The following is a 17,003-nucleotide window of genomic DNA, read 5'->3' on the forward strand; positions in this document are numbered from 1 at the left end:
TTTTAGTTCATGAGCGGTTGTTCGAGTTCGGTACCGATTAAGGACCATGTGCCGCAGCTGATGAACACAAAATCTTTGTCTTTCGTCGGTACAGCCATGACTGCGCTCTGCGTATCATGGGATGCGACGGATATGACAGGTACCGGAGGGATACCCAGTTCGGAAGCTATGGAATCTGATAGGGTCCCTATGATCGTATTCGGCTGCACGATGTCCGTAAAGAGCCGATCCGGAATCTCTAAAGCTTCGATTACAGGCTGCGACCAGATCCGCTCATGAGCATCCATGAGTTGTGTCGTCGATGCGATGGTATACTCCGTTTGCATCTCCCCTGTAAGCAAATAATTGAATAAGTCGGGCATGAGCAGCAGCTTGTGAGCACGTTCCAGTAGATGCGGTCTTTGTTCGACAAGAGATCGAAGCTGATAAGCTGTATTAATCTCCATGAACTGGTTGCCTGTAATCGCATAAAATTGATCATTTGAGATCCAGTCCGAGCAGCGCTGCAGAAGTCCGTTCGTCCGTTGATCCCGATAATGGATCGGGTTCTCCAATAAGCAGCCGTGTTCATCAATCAACCCGAAGTCGACGCCCCATGTATCGATGCCTATGCTATCAAACCCGCCTTGATGGTGAGCGAGCAGCATGCCTTGCTTGATTTCATGAAAAAGTCTTAGCACATCCCAATAAAGGGTACCGTTGATACGAACGGGATCGTTGGAAAAACGATGAACTTCTTCAAGCGTTATCCGTTCACCGTCAAAGGTGCCAAGGATGGCTCGTCCGCTTGATGCTCCAAAATCAAAAGCTAACACACGGTTTGTTCGTTTCATCACGTCACCTGCCTTGTCCTTAATATATCAGCGTGTGCTATCCTATCGGTGTGATAAATAACATGGTGCTCACGATGGTGCATGCTGCAAAGGAGTTACGCGTTGTTGTATTTTTTATATCCAGGGTGTCTGCCCGTTACTTTATAGTTCTCGCGCATGGAAATCAGGCGATCAATATTTTCTCTAGGCAGCTCTTTGGCGCCGCCTAACAGATGCGCGTTGAGATTGATCTTAGCCGTGAGTTCTAGAGTTTCCATGCGATAGTAGGCCGTAAGAAGATCGGAGCCGATGGTAAGAGCACCGTGATTCGCGAGCAATAAGGCATCATGTTCTTTCAAATAAGGCGTGATGGCATCCGGAACTTCATAGGTCGATGGTGTGCCATAAGAAGTTACGGGAACGGAACCGAGTGCAATGATAGACTCTACCATCGTGTATTCGTCCATATGCACATGGGCGACCGCAAATCCGGTGGCTACAGGGGGATGCGCATGTACAACGGCGTTGACATCTTCCCGTTCCTCATAACAACGCAGATGCATTTTGATTTCAGAGGATGGGCGGTAAGGGGGAAGACCTTCGATCACTTCACCCTTTGCATTTATTTTCACAATCTTCTCCGGCGTAATAAAGCTCTTGCTTATTCCCGTAGGGGTAGCGAAGAACGTATCGTCGTCTAGCTTCACGGAAACGTTCCCGTCATTGGCTGCGACCCAACCCAATTGCCACATTTTCTGACATACATCACAGATCTGTTCTTTTATCTGTTGTTCATTCATCATGTTTGGCTCCTTTTATTATTGATTAAATTTGATTGATTTATTGCTTTCCTTGAGTGAATCATAGCTCTGCATAACTATACTGTCTACAACTGGCGGGAATGTTGATATAATGAACAAGAAACAATAATGAATTAGTCAGTATTAATCATATTTGATCAACCGGAGGGATAGGATGTTATCCTTTGAACGGCAACAACAGATTCTGGATATTTTAAAAGAACATAAATGTGTCCATGTTGACTTCTTGTGCAAGAAACTGTTTGCTAGCGGAGCGACGATACGACGGGATCTATCGGAAATGCATGAGAAGGGACTCATTACGCGGGTAAGAGGAGGAGCAGCGCTGATTGAAGGAACCAATCAAGATGCGCCATTGCTCGTGCGATCCAACGAGAACAGAGCGAAGAAGGAGTACATTGCACAGCTTGCGTTACGATATGTCCATGATTCGGCGACGATCTTCATGGATTCGAGTTCAACCGTTACGTTTCTTGCCGATAAACTGGAAGGTTTCCGGGACTTGAGTATCGTAACCAATGGCATTGCAACGATGAATTCATTAAATGAATATACAACGGCAAAAGTATTCTCAAGCGGCGGTCTGATCCGTAACAATTCATCATTCGTTGGACAAATTGCGATGGATAGCATTTACAATTTTCGAGCAGATATGTTCTTCTTTTCTTGCTGCGGACTTTCGATAGAGGGAGGTTGTACGGAAGCGGACGAGGACAACGCAGCGATCAAAAAACAAATGTGGAAAAATGCAAAAAAACGGATTCTTCTCTGCGACAGTACAAAAGTGAACCACGATTTTTTCTGTAAAGTATGTGATATTCAAGATATGGATGTGATATTGATGGATCAGCCTCAAGATCAATCATCCATCGAAGATCTTATCGGAACGGGAATCATTGTGAATAAATGAGCAACTCTAATTGGGCGAACATGTCCATCATGCTCATTGAGGGAAAATAGCCTTGCACCCTAAAAATTTAGGAGACAAGGCCATTGGATACAGCTATTTTCTGAAATCACCGATCTATACCCAGCGAATTCCGCTGTAATTTTGGTATCAGGGCATAAGCAAACGTGAATAGGGGGCATAACCACAGGAAGGTTGCATAAGGTACATATTCGATAACAGGTACCCCCAATGTAACTGCGAAAAATGCGCCGCTGACGCCCCATGGAATCAGGGGGTTGACGAGCGTGCCGCAGTCCTCTAGCGTACGGGACAGTGTCTTTGCCGGTATCCCTCGGCGTGTATACTCATCTTTGAACATTTGACCAGGCAAAAGGATCGAGAGATATTGCTCGCCGGTCATGCCATTCACAGCGATAGATGATGCTCCTGTCATGAGTACAATGCTGCTTTTACGTTTTAGGGGTTGAATGACTTTGCGGAAGAAGGCTTCGATGACCCCGCAATGCTGCAGCAATCCTCCTAATGATAAAGCGATGAGGATCAGAGATACGGACCACATCATGGATTGCAAGCCTCCGCGGTTGACGATGGAAGCGACCGTTTCGTTCGCGATCGAGCTTTTGTAACCACTCTGCATGACACTGAACCAGACATCGACCGCCGTCTGCTGTTGAATCACAGCTGTGACTACAAGGCCCGTGACAATGCCAACGATGAGCGTTGGGAGAATCGGAAGCCGCTTAATAGAGCAAGCAATTACAGCGAGCGGCGATATCAATGTAAGCCAGTGAATATGGAATCCGTCATGCAATGCAAGCTTGATTTGCTCTATCGATGACAGATCGACGATATCGGGCTTTGGCGCAAGCAGGAAAAATACCGTTGTCACGGCAAGCGCGGGAACCGTTGTATATAACATGTTGCGAATATGCGTGAATATGGAAACGCCTGTCACCGCAGGAGCAAAATTCGTCGTATCGGATAATGGAGACATTTTATCGCCAAAACAAGCACCGGAGATGATTGCTCCAGCAGCCAAAGTTGGCGAAACCCCCGTCATGACAGCGACTCCCATAAAGGCGACGCCGACCGTGCTGACAGTCGTGAACGAACTTCCTGTGAACATGGAGACGATGATCGTGATATATAACGCGCTGACAGCAAAATAATGCGGTTTAATGTAATCCATTCCATAATACAAAATGGTTGGGACCGTGCCGCTCATCATCCATACGGCTATCAGAATACCGATGAGCGAAAGGATAAGAATCGGCATAATGGCTGTTTGAATGCCTTGGATTATGGCGGATTCTAGCTTCGCCCAAGAAAATCCAAATAAGCGTAATAAGGTAGCTACGCCAATGGTTGTAACGAGAAGCGGAATATGCGGTTCTGCTTTTAAGAGAAAGATGGAAATAAATAGAGTTGCTAGGATAAAGGCGATCAGTATCATGCTTTTTGAGAAATTAAGCTGTCTGTTCATGGTGATGGTGCTCCTTAATTCAATTCTTTTTTACTTTGATGCGTTTATTCTTTTATGCATTGAAGTATAGAGGTAATATTAACTTTAAGTATAAATAGAGTCAATGTTATGAACAGACAAAGCAGGATTTTCCAGCATTTAACGATGTAAGTGTGAAGAAGTCTTAGTCTGCGCATATCAATGGAACTAGCAGGAGATTCACTCTCTGCTAGTTTTTTTATCATTTGATTTTTTTGGATGGTTGAGTAACGGGAGGGGGAGGTTTGAAATGCAACTTTAAGTTTGTCCAAACCGTTTAAGGTGATAACAAATATTGTTGGGGGCATTTATGCGAAATAAAATATTTGGTATATACTTGCTATTGTTTATGCTAATTTTCTCAGCATGTACTAATGTCGAAACTCATCAGGCGCAGAAGGGACTAACGGTTTCAACAAACCAATCTGATCAAATTGATACACATGCCCAAATTCTGGAGGTATATACGGATTTAACGAAGGAATCGGGATGGTGGATTGTTCCAAAAGGCGTTAGTAAGATGACTATTCATGTGAGAGCTAAAAATACAGACACAGTCCTATTTTGGTTAGTCCCGTCAGGAACAGAAACTTGGAGTGAAAGAAAACTCATTGGTTATGACAAAAATGGAAGTGACGACTGGTCTTTAAAATGGGAGTTCGGTAATCGGACACTACACGACCATATTTATGTTCAGGCGTTGGGAAGTGATGGTTTAACAATGGATAACAAGACTATCAATGTAACGTCAGTAGAATAATAACGTTGGTATACTAACGTAGTACCAATAATTCTATTGTTGCAGTTGAATAACAGCGGGGGGGAGCTGCCTAATTACATAAGAACAGCGGAGGCAGGCGCCTCCGCTGTGCGTTCAATCTTATTTATCGATTAAGCTTCATCAACGAATAAAGAAACTTTCTCGAAACCTGCTTCAGATACGCGGATTAATCCTGTATCGGAAATATGCAAGGTAGGAATAACGACCAATGCGATGAGCGAAAGCGTCATGAACGCATAATTCATCGTACATCCAGCTTGGATGAGTGCATGGCTAATCGCTGTCGATTGCTCCACTACGGTCTCGTAAGGTTCGGTGGACATAAGTCCAGCAAGACGGAGTGGCAGCGTCACGAGCTCGCGATCCTGCGCAGCTACAGCAATCCCGCCTTGCATGCCAATGACAGCATTCGCAGCCTGGGCCATCAACGTATCATCGTTACCGATAACGAGTACGTTATGGCTATCATGCGCAACTGTCATCGCGATGGCTGCAGGTTGATTGAAGCCAACGTTGCCAACGATCCCGATCGCCGAGCCGCCGGTTCTTCCGTGGCGTTCGAAGATCGCCATTTTGCATAAAGTGCTCTCAGGCGTGATCTTAAGCTTGCCGTCCTGCACAGGGACATCGACGAATACTTCGTACGTCTCGACGTGATTCTCGCGAACTTCGGCAACACGCGTCTTGATCGTACCCGATGTCTTCGGCGTCTTAATAATAAAGTCTTCTGCAGTCAATTCTCTGGTTAACTTCACAGAGTTTACAGCGTAATCCGGATAATCAAACGGAGCGAGTTGGATCGTCATCTTGCCATGCTCAGCAACCACTTCGCCACGAGCAATGGTCATCACAACGTTCACGTCCGCAAGATTGCCATCCAAGAGAATGATATCTGCAATGGTACCTGGCGTTACGGACCCTACATCTCGGGCTACGCCAAAACGTTCTGCTGTATTTAAGGTCGCCATTTGGAAGGCAGTAACCGGTTTAACCCCTTGTTGAATCGCGTGTCTTACAATAAAGTTCATATGACCTTCTTCGCTCAATGAATCACAGATGCGGTCATCAGAGACAAGCATCATCCGGCGCGAATCAAGCCCCATTTCGGTATGCGCTTTAATCGTTGCTTCAACATCATGCCATGCGGAGCCGCGGCGCATTTTGGCATAGATCCCCAGTCTGACACGTTCTGCAACGTCTTCTTTCTTGGTGCTCTCATGGCATCCGGATACGCCGGCAGCGGCATAAGCGGAAAGTCTGGCATCGTTCGAAGGCCAAGTATAGTGACCATCGACGACTTTCCCTGCACGCAAGGTTGCCTGAATCTCGCCAATCATTTTCGGATCGCCATAGACGACGCCCGGGAAGTTCATGACTTCGCCGAGTGCGATCATATCAGGTCCCCAGCTGAGGGCTTCTGCCACTTCCTCAGGACCAAATTCCGCCCCGGAAGTTTCGAATTCTGGATTCGTAGCCGGAACGCAGGACGCGACTTGCATATATGCGGCCATCGGGGTTTGACGAGCTTCATCAAGCATAATGCGAAGCCCTGGCAGACCCAGTACATTCGAAATTTCATGAGGATCGAAGAAACCGCCTGTCGTCCCGAGAGGGAGCACGGCATTGGCGAATTGGGTGACGGATAGTAAGCTGCTCTCAATATGGCAATGCCCGTCCAACAAGCCAGGAGCAATGTATTTTCCTTCGGCATCAATAACTCGGGTTGTTTCATCAATCATGCCTTCGACATAGGGACCAACATAGGCGATACGCGTTCCAACGACGGCAACGGAGATGTTAGACAGAATTTCGCCAGAGACGACATTCACTAACGTACCGTTTTGGATGAATAGCGTTGCTTTTTTTTCGCCTCTAGCGAAAGAGACCAGGTCAGGAATACAATCTGCCAGATGTGGTCTTGCAAATAGAGAAGATACTTGTGTCATTCGATATTCCACCTCTTTTGTAATATGTATAGTTTCATATTACACGTATGAGCGGCAAGAAACCAGTTCCAGCCGTGAAGTCGTGCTATTTCTGAAGCTGACGAAGGAGGGAATATTAGAATCGACACAATTTGAAAAAGGGAGAAGAACGAGACCGTTCTCCTCCCTCTCCGCAAGGATAGATTCACCGATGTATTGAGCTATTCGACCGGTTGTCGGCCTTCAGGCTGGTGCGCAGGTTGGTCTTTCACAATGGAGCCGTCCTCAAGATGCAGCCAAGTATCGAATTCCCGCTGTCCTTCCTTGAGTTGGATCACTCTTGCGCCGGTCATAAAAGGACGTTTCAAGTAAGCATTGCGTGTCGTACGGCCATAACAGAGACGAATGCCGTGCATCGTTCCAAAGTAATCGTTGCCATGATCATGACCGACAAAAGTCCCCATGACATCGCCCATTTCAACCATTGCGGCCAGAAATCCCGTATTGATCCAAGGGGCGCAGCAGATGTCCTGCTTGTGTCCATAACATATTGTGAAATCCCAAATATCGTTATACTCCGGAAGCGGGATATGGAAGAAGGCCAGGGACGGCAGGGGCTCGCCGCCGTTCTCGGAGGTTAAGCGATAGGATTGCTCCGTATACCATTGAATTTGACTTCTGCGTATCCAATCATAGAAGCCGACCCGGGAATATTCCAGCGGCGAGTAGCTGCCGGAATCCAGGAAATAGAGTGAAGCAGCGTTGGCGTGATCTTTTCCTTGAATCGTAAGTACAAAATTGCCTACGCCTTCCACGTTCGGAGGGTCTGGTTTGGCATAGCAGAAGCGATGCGTTAATTGGAGCGCGTGCAGCTGTTCCCGTGACATATTCGGTGCTTCAGCATCATGATTCCCGAATACGGCTGCCCAGGGAATGCCCATCTGTTCAGGCGCCGATACGGCATGCCGGAATGATTCCGCGATGTCTTCGCAGCCGCCGCTTGCAATGACATCTCCCGTATAAACGACAAGATCAGGTTGTTCAGTTGCTAGGATGCGCTGCATCATAGCCATCATCCTCTGTTCATCTTCGCTCTCTGGATTGTTGCATTCCACATCCGTGAACTGCACGATTTTGAACGTGTCATCGTCTCGGAAACGTAATTGTTTTCTCATCAGGAAATCACCTCATGTTCATGGGTTGCAGTGTTCATCGGTTTAATTACCCTTTCTTTAGGGAGGTTGGAAGAAGCGGTTCCGGGATTTCCGCATCCCAAGACGGCGGTGCAACAAGGCCCAACGCATAGGCTGCGATCGCCGCCGTATCTTTTATCGATATCGCCGCGATTTCGGTTCCAGCGTCAATGCCGGGTCCCACACAACCCCAGAATACATTTTTGTCCATCGGGTGATCGCTGCCATGACTATGGCTGTCCGCCCCACCACCGCCATGATCCGTTAACAGAATGACAAGACTGTCCTCAAGGAGGCCTAGCCGCTCAATCGTCCCTAATATTTCGCCCAGCTGACGGTCACAGGCGGTGATGGCTTGCAGATATTCTGGAGAATTCGGACCGTATCCGTACGAATGTCCAGCTCCATCGGGCTGATCCAACTGCATGAATAAGAGCTTCACATCGGGGTGGTTCTCAATATATTGACAGATGGATGAGACAAGCAGCTGACCCGAGAGTGATTCTTTATGAATGTTCAAGCCTTTTTCCACGATGCCTTTATTAATAGGGGACCATTCGGTAAATGAAGCCAACTTTGCTGCCGGCCATGCTTCTCTAGCCAAGCGGAAGATCGACGGGTATGGAGAGTCAGGTGCGAATGTTTCGGTATTCGCCATGTCATTCGTTAATTGATGTTTGTGAGGAAGGACGCCATGCAGCACGGAGCCCCAGCATTCAGCGCTTATGGTCGGCGATTCTGCTTGAGCATTCAAGGTGAAGGCACCCTGTTGAAGAAAACTGTCGATCACCGGTGTGTCTGTGTGTTGAATGAAATTGCCTGCGCCATCGAGCCCAAGGATAAACACGCGTTGAACGGAATTGAACTGAATCATATGAACCCTCCTATGTAGGATGAATGATGAGTTTCCTATAATGATGATATTTCGCTAATAGCATAATGAGTACGATATGGACTGTCAATATGTGGGGCGGCAGATGGCAGAATGAGTCACCATCGTGTTAGTACGAAGTCATTTTTGTAGTAGTGAGGGAATCGGTCCTCTTCATATTCATATCGTTTCCGCTATGAACATAAGTCCGTGTCATGCTGCCGTAAGCAACCGTCATGGGCTTTTTTCAATATCGTGGGTAGACTTGGACGAATGAAACAGCAGCATACGAATATGGTAGGTAATAGGCAATGCGTATATGGTACAGAGAGGGCGTCACTTTTATGGTTCTTACGATGCGTTCGAAATTAATCATTCTGTATATGCTGACGGTGGCGGTGCCCATTGTGAGTATTGTATATATCCTGCCGCACTACTATGATGGCTTGTTCACGCGGCAGACGATGTTGTTGTCGAAAGGTTCTCTTGCATCTTTGACTTCGAATATCGAGATGTATCTCGATGATCTCGAGCGGTTAACGATAACCCCTTATCTGAACGATGATGTCATGATTGGACTGAAGTTGAAGGCGAGTCCCCATTATCCAGAAGCAAGCGATTATTCCAAGTATATGGCAGAGAGAGCCATTCGTTATATGCTGCCGATGCAGCTTCGGAATACAAGACAGAACATATTAGGTACGATCATCTTGCCGATGGATGGTTCAGTCTATCAAATCAATGCGATGGACAGGTCTCCGCTCGTCCCGGATTTCCCTTATAGTCAGCAAGACTGGTATGCCAAAGCCTTCGAAAAGGATGGCAGCGTAGCTTATATTAGCAGTCACCCACAGAACTACTTGGATATGGATGCTTCGAAACAGGTCTTCTCGGTTGCGAGACTCTTGAAAGATCCTGATTCCGGACGGCCGCTGGGTGTGATTATGACGGATGTAGCGAATGTTGTCCTGGCGAATATTATTCGGGAGAATTCATTTAATACGACGACGATCGTAGCGATGTTCGATGAGGATCATAAGCTGCTCTATACCAACCACCCGTTAAAGCCTGAACTTATAAGTCAATTTTTTGCCGGCAAAACAACCGTGTCCGGGGATGGCGATTCTTATCGTGCCGTGATGAAGACCATGCCCAAATCAGGCTGGAGCATGGTTGTTCTTTTCTCGGACCAAGAATTTCAATCGCAATTGAAATGGATCTACCGGATGGGCGCGTTATTTGCCGCAGGCGGGATCCTTGTTACCATGTTTCTGAATATTTCATTAACGAATTGGATCGTGAAACCCTTCCGAAAAATGGTTCATGTGATGAAGAAGGTGCAGCGCGGGGACTTGGATCAAAGATTAACAATCCATGGCAAGGATGAAATTGCACAGCTCGGGATGACGCTCAATACGATGATATCTCAGCTCCAAGAGCTGATAGACCGTGAGTTCCGCGCGGTGTTAGGCCAGAGAAATGCGGAGTATCGGGCGCTGCAATCGCAAATTCAACCTCATTTTTTATACAATACGCTGAATGGATTCGTAGGATTAAACCGTTCGGGACAACATCGTCTGTTGGAAAAATGTATTCTATCACTCAGCAGCATGCTGCGGTACACCTTGGAACATGGCGATATGACAACCTTGCGGGAGGAAATGAATTTTTTAGAGCAATATTGCGAGCTTCAGCGCTTGCGTTTTCAGGATCGCTTAACGGTAGACATCGGTTATGATTCCGATATGGGGGAAATCCGACTGCCTAAGCTGCTTCTTCAACCTTTAGTTGAGAATGCGATCATTCATGGGATTGAGCCTCAGTCCGGAGCCGGGAAAGTAGAAATCATGGCACGACGTGTGAGAAGCGAGTCCTTAGAAGCCGATAGGATCTTAATCCGAATTCTAGATAATGGCGTTGGGTTTAAGTCCGACGATGCACTTCAAGGGGTAGGATTACATAATGTGCGTGAGCGACTCGCGCTTTTCTCCAAAGAAGCACAGCTTCACATGCATAGCGCAATAGGCGTAGGATCTGAAATTGAGATCAGAATTCCGATAAAGGACGTGAGTTCAAGTGAATATTGTGATCGCGGATGATGAACCTTGGGTACGGACAAGCCTTGTCAGTATGATCTATGAGATGGAAGCATCCTGGGAGATCGTAGGGGAAGCATCGCATGGCCGTGAATTGGTGGATGCCATTGCACAATGGAAGCCAGAGGTTGCTGTTGTTGACATTCGGATGCCCGAGATGGATGGTCTGGAAGCTATTCGGGTATGTAGAGAGCTCTCGCCGCATACGCGGTGGATCATCGTATCGGGGTTCTCCGATTTCCAGTATGCACAACAGGCAGTAAAGCTAGGGGTGACCGAATATTTACTGAAGCCGATTCATCCGGAAGAACTTGAGAAGGCGATTAATACGATAGCCCTTCATCATGAAGAATATGCCCTGCTGCTCAATCGCCAATTCGAGAACGAGCTGTTTTCTTTAACCCATGGGTTGACTGCGCTTGAGACAGAGTCCATCTATAGCCCCTTGCGGCAAGGTGCATTTCTCGCGGCGATCTACTATTTTGACGGGGTCGCACGGAATGATGAGTTGGAGAACATGCATGGGGAATTTACCAGCAGAGTACGCAAATTGTTCCCATCTTATTTAGGCCACGGTGTGAATTTATCGGTATATACATGGACAGGGGCAGAATGTATCGCAGTTGGTGTCTATGATCCAACACGACGAGAAGCGGTAAAATCGGTCTCATCCTTTTTGAAGCATACGGAAGAGGTTGCAGCGTTCTTTCGACAGGATAACTTGGCGATGACGTGCGTGAGGTCTGAGGTGTGCCTGAATTATAAAGCGTATGTACAGCATTTTCAGCAGATCCAGACCATAGCTTGTACGCGTGTGGTATTTGGCGTGAATCGTGCCTGGCCATTTCGGGATATGAACTTACGAGCACAAGAGGAAAAGGAACTCCGCTTAAGCAAGATGATCCTACGGCTCGCACAGGATTATAAGAATAAGCTGTATCTGAGCTATCAGAATACATTGGCCGAGCTGGAAGCGCATGTGACCGCGATGAACACGACACCATTTTCGGATCGTCTCCGAAGGGAGATAGAAGATTTTGTTCGTATCGTATTCGGATTCACCTTGCAGGGTCCTGTTGGAGAAGGGTGGATTCGGCAATGGAAGGATCAAGGAGAATCGCTGCTTCGATCTGGTCGTGAACCGGTGTCACAAGATCTGATTAATCAAGTGTTGTCATATATTGACCTGCATTACAAGAGTAATATCGGTTTAAGCCAAATGGCTAGTGAAATGAATGTCACGACAAGTTATCTAAGTACGTTATTTCATAAAAAAACAGGAACAACCTTTATCAAGTATCTGACACGGCTGCGCATTCTCCAAGCCAAAGAGCTATTGTGCCACACGAATATGCAAATTCAGCAGGTCGCAGAACATGTCGGCTATTATAGCGCTCGGCATTTTACCAAATTATTTGTAGATATGGTCGGCGTCTATCCTTCTGAATTCAAGAAAAGAATCTGCCAACCTGATCAGGATCCTTCACGTGAAAAATGAGCGCTTCCACCTAAAATTCAGTACATATGTAAGCGCAATCATTCGTGTTAGCATGAAGATATCACCTGTTAGAGCGAGGTGAAATGAAGAGGGGGATCGAAGCATGAGAAAATCAGCAACAATGCTGTTGATTGCAATGCTCACCATCATGTTCGTTATGGCAGGTTGTTCGCAGCGTGAAAGCTCAAGTAATACGACAACGCCGAAAGCTAGCGAATCTAAACCTACAGACACAAAAACCGATACGAAGGAGACTACGGACACCACGAAACCTGCGACAAATGACGCGAATACCGGAGGGGAACTGAAAAAAGTTACGGTCTATAGCACAACGAACGATAAGCCCGTGCAGGATGTTTACAAGGAAATTGCGGAACAATTTATGTTGGCGAATCCGAATATTCAAGTCGATCTTCAATTTCCAGGATCAGAGTATGAGAACATCTTGAAGGTTAAGATGGCAGCGAATGATCTGCCAGATATATGGGATACCCACGGTTGGGCAGTCATCCGATACGGCAAATATTTGGCCGACTTAAGAGACGAATCTTGGACGGGGCAACTGACAGATACCATCAAAAATGTCGTCACAGATAAAGAAGGGAAGGTTCATGCCCTCGTCCTTAGTGAGGCGAAGGATGGACTGACGTACAATGCAGACTTGCTTGCCAAATACAACATTGAGCCGCCAAGTACATTTGATGAGTTGATGGCCGCAGCGGATAAATTGAAAAAAGAAAGCAACGGCGAGATTACACCGTTCTACTTCTCCGGGATAGATGACTGGATGATCGGACAGTTTTTTGATTATTTTGCGACATCCTTATTAATTAGTCCACAGCAGAATGAAGCGCAGAACCTCCTTGATAACAAGATGGATTGGAGCAAGTGGGACGTATTGCCGCAGAAGTTCCTCGAGATCTATAAGAAAGGTTATATGAATAAAGACGTGCTCACGGCCAAATACAGTGATTTGTCTTCACTGTTCGCTCAAGGGAAGATTGCGTTCTCCTTGCTGGGTCCTTCGTTCGCCGATGAAGTACACAAGATCAAACCGGATTTGAAAATTGGGTTTATGCCCGTCCCATCCATGGTTGCAGGGGATACGCCTAACTTCTCGGGCGGCGAACGACTGACGATGGGTGCTTGGAAAGATAGCAAGAATCTGCCTGAAGCGAAGAAGGTTATTGAATACTTTGCGAAGCCGGAGAATATGACGAAGTTCGCGAATGTCACGAAGCTTCCTCCTGGATTAAAAGGGGTCACGGCGAACCACGAATTTACGGAGTACTATGACAAATATGCTTCGATCCGAGTATTCCCATACTTTGACCGCGTCTATTTGCCGAACGGCATGTGGGATGTTATGTGTAAGACAGGTACGGCACTGCTTGCCAACCAAGTTACGCCACAGCAATTCTCAGCCAAGATGAAGCAAGAAGTCGAGCGATTGCTGAACAAGTAATGCAGCGGGGAGGCTATTGGTCTCCCCTTTTTCCAGATTGGAGGAGAGGTACTTGTCCCATGTGAAAAAGACATTCCAGCCGCGTTCATCCCGCAGTTTAAGTTCATCAGCTTGGATCAATGTGCTGTATGTTCCCGCACTATTGTTGTTTGTTGTGTTTATTTTCTATCCTTTCTATAAAGGAATTCAAGTTTCATTCACCAACTGGGATGGATACTCACAGGAATCGAAATGGCTTGGACTTGATAATTATCGGCGATTATTCACGGATCCCGATATATCGAACGTGATTAAAAACACGTTCATTTATGGACTCGGGAGTGCGTTATTGCAGAATATCATTGGCCTAGCATATGCCTTATTCCTCAACCAGCATATAAAAATGAAAGGGCTCACGAGAACCATTATCTATATGCCGGCCATCATAAGTCCTCTGATTATGGGATATATCTGGTACTTCTTCTTTCAATATAATGGAGGTGCCATTAATGATATCGTACTGTTATTCGCGAAGGATCCTGTGAATCTATTGGGGAGTCCAGGCGTCAATGTCTGGATTATTACGTTCGTCAATACGTATCAATATTTGGGGATTGCGATGGTTATCTTTCTCGCCGGCTTGCAGGTAATTCCAAAAGATTACTATGAAGCAGCCAAAATCGATGGCGCCCACGCATTCAGCCGGTTTCAACATATTACATGGCCATTGCTTGCGCCTGCCGTCACCATCAGTATTGTGCTTAATGTGATTGGCGGGTTGAAACTGTTCGACGTCATTACAGCGATGACCAATAGCGGCCCTGGGTATGCATCGGCTTCGCTTTCTACGTTAATGTATCAGCTGTATTTTGGCAGACAAGATGCAGGGTATGCGGCTGCGGTCGGGAACTTGATGTTTGTCATTATTTCCGTGATCAGTCTGGCCGTGCTGTTCTATCTTCGCAGAAGGGAGGTTGAACCTTCATGAAGAACCGGTTGGGGTGGAAGGAAGGGGCAGCCGTCGTCTTCTGCCTGATTCATATTATCCCCTTTTATATTTTATTTACTTCTTCATTTAAGGCAATTGACGACTTCTCCTCCAAGTGGATGGCACCCGGTTATTTCTATCTGGATAACTTCGTGAATGCATGGAAAGAGGCTCAACTCGGCCGCGCGCTAATGAATAATGTCTTGATCACGGTATGTGCAGGGATATTGATTGTCTTGCTCGGTTCGATTGCTTCCTATCCGCTTTCACGGCGCAAGACCGCGTTGAATAGAACGGTATATTCCATCTTCGTCTCCGCCCTCATCGTACCGCCTTTAACGATCTTAGTCCCTTTGTATAAATTTATGGTTGAAATTGGAGGGATGAATCAGTATTGGGGAATCATTTTGCTGCATGTCACGTTTAGTTTGCCGATGACTATTTTTCTATATACGGGGTTCATTAGCTCGATTCCGCAGGAGCTTGATGAGGCTGCCATGATGGATGGAGCGGGACGTTTTGTGCTGTTCTATAAAATACTGCTGCCGTTATTGAAGCCAGCTACCGCTACGGTGATCATTCTGACATGTGTGAATATATGGAACGATTACCAGTTCTCCGTATTCTTCCTGCAGAAGCCTGAAATCCGAACGATTACCGTTGCGTTGTCCGGATTTTTTAGCCAGTACAATAACAATATTGGTTGGGTGGCGGCAGGTTCCTTCATGGCTGCGATCCCGATTACGCTGGTGTATTTATTCTTACAACGGTACTTTATTCAAGGGTTATCCGCAGGTGCTGTCAAAGGGTAAGTATCATCGTGCACGAATGAAGGACCGTTCCATCTCTTCTTGTTGAGGGAGATGGGCGGTTCTGTTTGTTACTTTGGAAAGGTTAGAAACTTGACAAAAACAATTTACTAATATATACTAACTTACATAAAGTAACTGAAAAATAAGCAAGATGTGGCAGTATTTTTGTGACCAAGCATACAGGAAATGCTCCGTATTGTGAGCATACTTTATAGTGTGGAGTTTGAGGCTTGGATGAAGGGAGCATCTTAGGATGGACAGACGAACGAACCGTAACACATTTGAGTTTGGATTGTATACTTTAGGGGATTTGCCAGCAGATTTACACACGGGGAAGATGATTAGTCCGCATCAACGCCTGAAAGAGATTGTCGAGGCGGCGAAAATAGCCGATGAGGCCGGCATCGATGTGTTCGGCGTGGGAGAACATCATCGATTGGATTTTGCCGTATCTTCTCCACCCGTTGTACTGGCTGCAATCGCTCAGGCAACGAAGCGAATTCGATTAACAAGTGCGACAACGGTCTTGAGTACAGCGGATCCTGTCCGTGTGTTTGAGGATTTTGCTACTTTAGATTTGCTCTCGGATGGACGGGCTGAAATTATATCGGGGCGCGGTGCTTTCTTGGAATCATTTCCGCTCTTTGGGTATGAATTAGAGCACTATCATGCTTTATTTTTAGAGAATATGAAGTTGTTGCAAGAATTGAATGCGAATGAACGGGTAACTTGGAACGGGGACTTCCGTTCGGCGTTGAACAATGCGGAAATTGCTCCTCGCCCGATGCAATCCAAGCTTCCATTATGGGTTGGCGTAGGAGGGACGACAGCGAGTGCTGCATTAGCAGGATCGCTGGGCACAAACATGGCTATTGCGATTCTTGGCGGAGACCCTGCCCGATTCCAGCCGTTGGTCAATGCCTATAAGCAAGCAGGCATGGAAGCTGGGTACCAAGCGAAGGACTTAAGCGTCGGAATTACGAGCCATGGTTACATTGCTCCAACTTCACAGCAAGCGTTAGAGGAATTCTATCCGTACTATGCGAACTATGCCTCTGAATTTAACGGGAATAAGGCCGAGTCCAATAAATTATCGAAGGATCAATTCAAGATCATGACGGGGCCGAAGACAGGACTAGCCGTTGGCAGTCCGGAGCAAATTGCAGAGAAAATTCTGGCGCAGCATGCGATGTTCGGCCATTCACGGTATATGCTGCAATTAGACATTGGCGGCGTTCCTCTGTCTAAGATTGCCAAGGCGATTGAATTGTTAGCGACAGAAGTAGCGCCGATGGTGCGCCGTGAATTAAGTAAACGCACGGATCAAGCGATTGTGAAATCATAACATACG

Annotated in this window: 14 protein-coding genes; 8 read left to right on the forward strand and 6 right to left on the reverse strand. The window is 46.5% G+C overall.

Going from position 1 to position 17,003, the window contains the following annotated elements; all coding sequences use genetic code 11:
• Nucleotides 1-2: 2 nt before the first annotated feature.
• Entirely contained in the window at nucleotides 3-833 is an 831-nt protein-coding gene (locus BVG16_RS33050; RefSeq protein WP_198957398.1) for a rhamnulokinase, read from the reverse strand.
• A gap of 95 nt (nucleotides 834-928) precedes the next feature.
• Nucleotides 929-1,615 carry a class II aldolase/adducin family protein gene (locus tag BVG16_RS01485; protein WP_233146857.1) on the reverse strand — a complete coding sequence of 229 codons (687 nt, stop codon included), beginning with the start codon at nucleotides 1,613-1,615 and terminating at the stop codon, nucleotides 929-931.
• A gap of 172 nt (nucleotides 1,616-1,787) precedes the next feature.
• Here BVG16_RS01485 and BVG16_RS01490 point away from each other — a divergent pair, with 172 nt between their 5' ends.
• Nucleotides 1,788-2,543 carry a DeoR/GlpR family DNA-binding transcription regulator gene (locus BVG16_RS01490; protein ID WP_078496767.1) on the forward strand — a complete coding sequence of 252 codons (756 nt, stop codon included), beginning with the start codon at nucleotides 1,788-1,790 and terminating at the stop codon, nucleotides 2,541-2,543.
• Between the two features lie 106 nt (nucleotides 2,544-2,649).
• On the opposite strand, the gene nhaC is transcribed toward BVG16_RS01490, so the two are convergent.
• A complete protein-coding gene (gene nhaC / locus BVG16_RS01495; RefSeq protein ID WP_078496768.1) occupies nucleotides 2,650-4,026 on the reverse strand; it encodes a Na+/H+ antiporter NhaC in 1,377 nt (458 codons plus the stop codon).
• A gap of 328 nt (nucleotides 4,027-4,354) precedes the next feature.
• Here nhaC and BVG16_RS01500 point away from each other — a divergent pair, with 328 nt between their 5' ends.
• Nucleotides 4,355-4,804, forward strand: coding sequence for a hypothetical protein (locus BVG16_RS01500; RefSeq protein WP_078496769.1), 450 nt, complete (start codon nucleotides 4,355-4,357; stop codon nucleotides 4,802-4,804).
• Between the two features lie 131 nt (nucleotides 4,805-4,935).
• Here the strand turns inward: BVG16_RS01500 and BVG16_RS01505 are convergent, their stop codons facing one another.
• The 3 genes from BVG16_RS01505 to BVG16_RS01515 all read right to left on the reverse strand — a co-directional run bounded on the left by BVG16_RS01505 (nucleotide 4,936) and on the right by BVG16_RS01515 (nucleotide 8,817).
• On the reverse strand, nucleotides 4,936-6,771 hold the full coding sequence (locus tag BVG16_RS01505; RefSeq protein WP_078496770.1) for an adenine deaminase: 1,836 nt from the start codon (nucleotides 6,769-6,771) through the stop codon (nucleotides 4,936-4,938).
• 200 nt (nucleotides 6,772-6,971) lie between these two features.
• Nucleotides 6,972-7,925 carry a metallophosphoesterase family protein gene (locus BVG16_RS01510; RefSeq protein ID WP_078496771.1) on the reverse strand — a complete coding sequence of 318 codons (954 nt, stop codon included), beginning with the start codon at nucleotides 7,923-7,925 and terminating at the stop codon, nucleotides 6,972-6,974.
• Nucleotides 7,926-7,971: 46 nt separating this feature from the next.
• On the reverse strand, nucleotides 7,972-8,817 hold the full coding sequence (locus tag BVG16_RS01515; RefSeq protein ID WP_078496772.1) for an alkaline phosphatase family protein: 846 nt from the start codon (nucleotides 8,815-8,817) through the stop codon (nucleotides 7,972-7,974).
• Nucleotides 8,818-9,125: 308 nt separating this feature from the next.
• Between BVG16_RS01515 and BVG16_RS01520 the strand changes: the two genes are divergently transcribed.
• The 6 genes from BVG16_RS01520 (at nucleotide 9,126) to BVG16_RS01545 (ending at nucleotide 16,997) form a co-directional block, all read left to right on the forward strand.
• The gene (locus BVG16_RS01520) at nucleotides 9,126-10,913 is read left to right on the forward strand and encodes a cache domain-containing sensor histidine kinase (RefSeq protein WP_078496773.1); all 1,788 of its coding nucleotides are present in this window, start codon (nucleotides 9,126-9,128) and stop codon (nucleotides 10,911-10,913) included.
• Complete coding sequence (locus BVG16_RS01525; protein WP_078496774.1) at nucleotides 10,891-12,408, forward strand: response regulator transcription factor; 1,518 nt, start codon at nucleotides 10,891-10,893, stop codon at nucleotides 12,406-12,408. Before BVG16_RS01520 ends, BVG16_RS01525 begins: the two co-directional genes overlap by 23 nt.
• A gap of 103 nt (nucleotides 12,409-12,511) precedes the next feature.
• Nucleotides 12,512-13,873, forward strand: coding sequence for an ABC transporter substrate-binding protein (locus BVG16_RS01530; protein WP_078496775.1), 1,362 nt, complete (start codon nucleotides 12,512-12,514; stop codon nucleotides 13,871-13,873).
• Nucleotides 13,874-13,925: 52 nt separating this feature from the next.
• A complete protein-coding gene (locus tag BVG16_RS01535) occupies nucleotides 13,926-14,840 on the forward strand; it encodes a carbohydrate ABC transporter permease (protein ID WP_144027259.1) in 915 nt (304 codons plus the stop codon).
• On the forward strand, nucleotides 14,837-15,652 hold the full coding sequence (locus BVG16_RS01540; RefSeq protein WP_078496777.1) for a carbohydrate ABC transporter permease: 816 nt from the start codon (nucleotides 14,837-14,839) through the stop codon (nucleotides 15,650-15,652). The genes BVG16_RS01535 and BVG16_RS01540 overlap by 4 nt, the downstream gene beginning before the upstream one ends.
• A 253-nt stretch (nucleotides 15,653-15,905) precedes the next feature.
• Complete coding sequence (locus BVG16_RS01545) at nucleotides 15,906-16,997, forward strand: LLM class flavin-dependent oxidoreductase (protein WP_078496778.1); 1,092 nt, start codon at nucleotides 15,906-15,908, stop codon at nucleotides 16,995-16,997.
• Nucleotides 16,998-17,003: the final 6 nt, after the last annotated feature.

This window comes from Paenibacillus selenitireducens (assembly GCF_002021565.1).
In the GTDB taxonomy this organism is placed as follows: Bacteria; Bacillota; Bacilli; order Paenibacillales; family Paenibacillaceae; genus Paenibacillus_K; species Paenibacillus_K selenitireducens.

Bases quoted from the DNA above. Each gene is read 5' to 3' on its own strand.
- BVG16_RS33050 (WP_198957398.1), bottom strand. From the start codon at position 833: ATGAAACGAACAAACCGTGTGTTAGCTTTTGATTTTGGAGCATCAAGC.
- BVG16_RS01510 (WP_078496771.1), bottom strand. From the start codon at position 7,925: ATGAGAAAACAATTACGTTTCCGAGACGATGACACGTTCAAAATCGTG.
- BVG16_RS01530 (WP_078496775.1), top strand. From the start codon at position 12,512: ATGAGAAAATCAGCAACAATGCTGTTGATTGCAATGCTCACCATCATG.
- BVG16_RS01540 (WP_078496777.1), top strand. From the start codon at position 14,837: ATGAAGAACCGGTTGGGGTGGAAGGAAGGGGCAGCCGTCGTCTTCTGC.
- BVG16_RS01490 (WP_078496767.1), top strand. From the start codon at position 1,788: ATGTTATCCTTTGAACGGCAACAACAGATTCTGGATATTTTAAAAGAA.
- BVG16_RS01545 (WP_078496778.1), top strand. From the start codon at position 15,906: ATGGACAGACGAACGAACCGTAACACATTTGAGTTTGGATTGTATACT.
- BVG16_RS01500 (WP_078496769.1), top strand. From the start codon at position 4,355: ATGCGAAATAAAATATTTGGTATATACTTGCTATTGTTTATGCTAATT.
- BVG16_RS01485 (WP_233146857.1), bottom strand. From the start codon at position 1,615: ATGATGAATGAACAACAGATAAAAGAACAGATCTGTGATGTATGTCAG.
- BVG16_RS01515 (WP_078496772.1), bottom strand. From the start codon at position 8,817: ATGATTCAGTTCAATTCCGTTCAACGCGTGTTTATCCTTGGGCTCGAT.
- BVG16_RS01505 (WP_078496770.1), bottom strand. From the start codon at position 6,771: ATGACACAAGTATCTTCTCTATTTGCAAGACCACATCTGGCAGATTGT.
- nhaC (WP_078496768.1), bottom strand. From the start codon at position 4,026: ATGAACAGACAGCTTAATTTCTCAAAAAGCATGATACTGATCGCCTTT.
- BVG16_RS01520 (WP_078496773.1), top strand. From the start codon at position 9,126: ATGCGTATATGGTACAGAGAGGGCGTCACTTTTATGGTTCTTACGATG.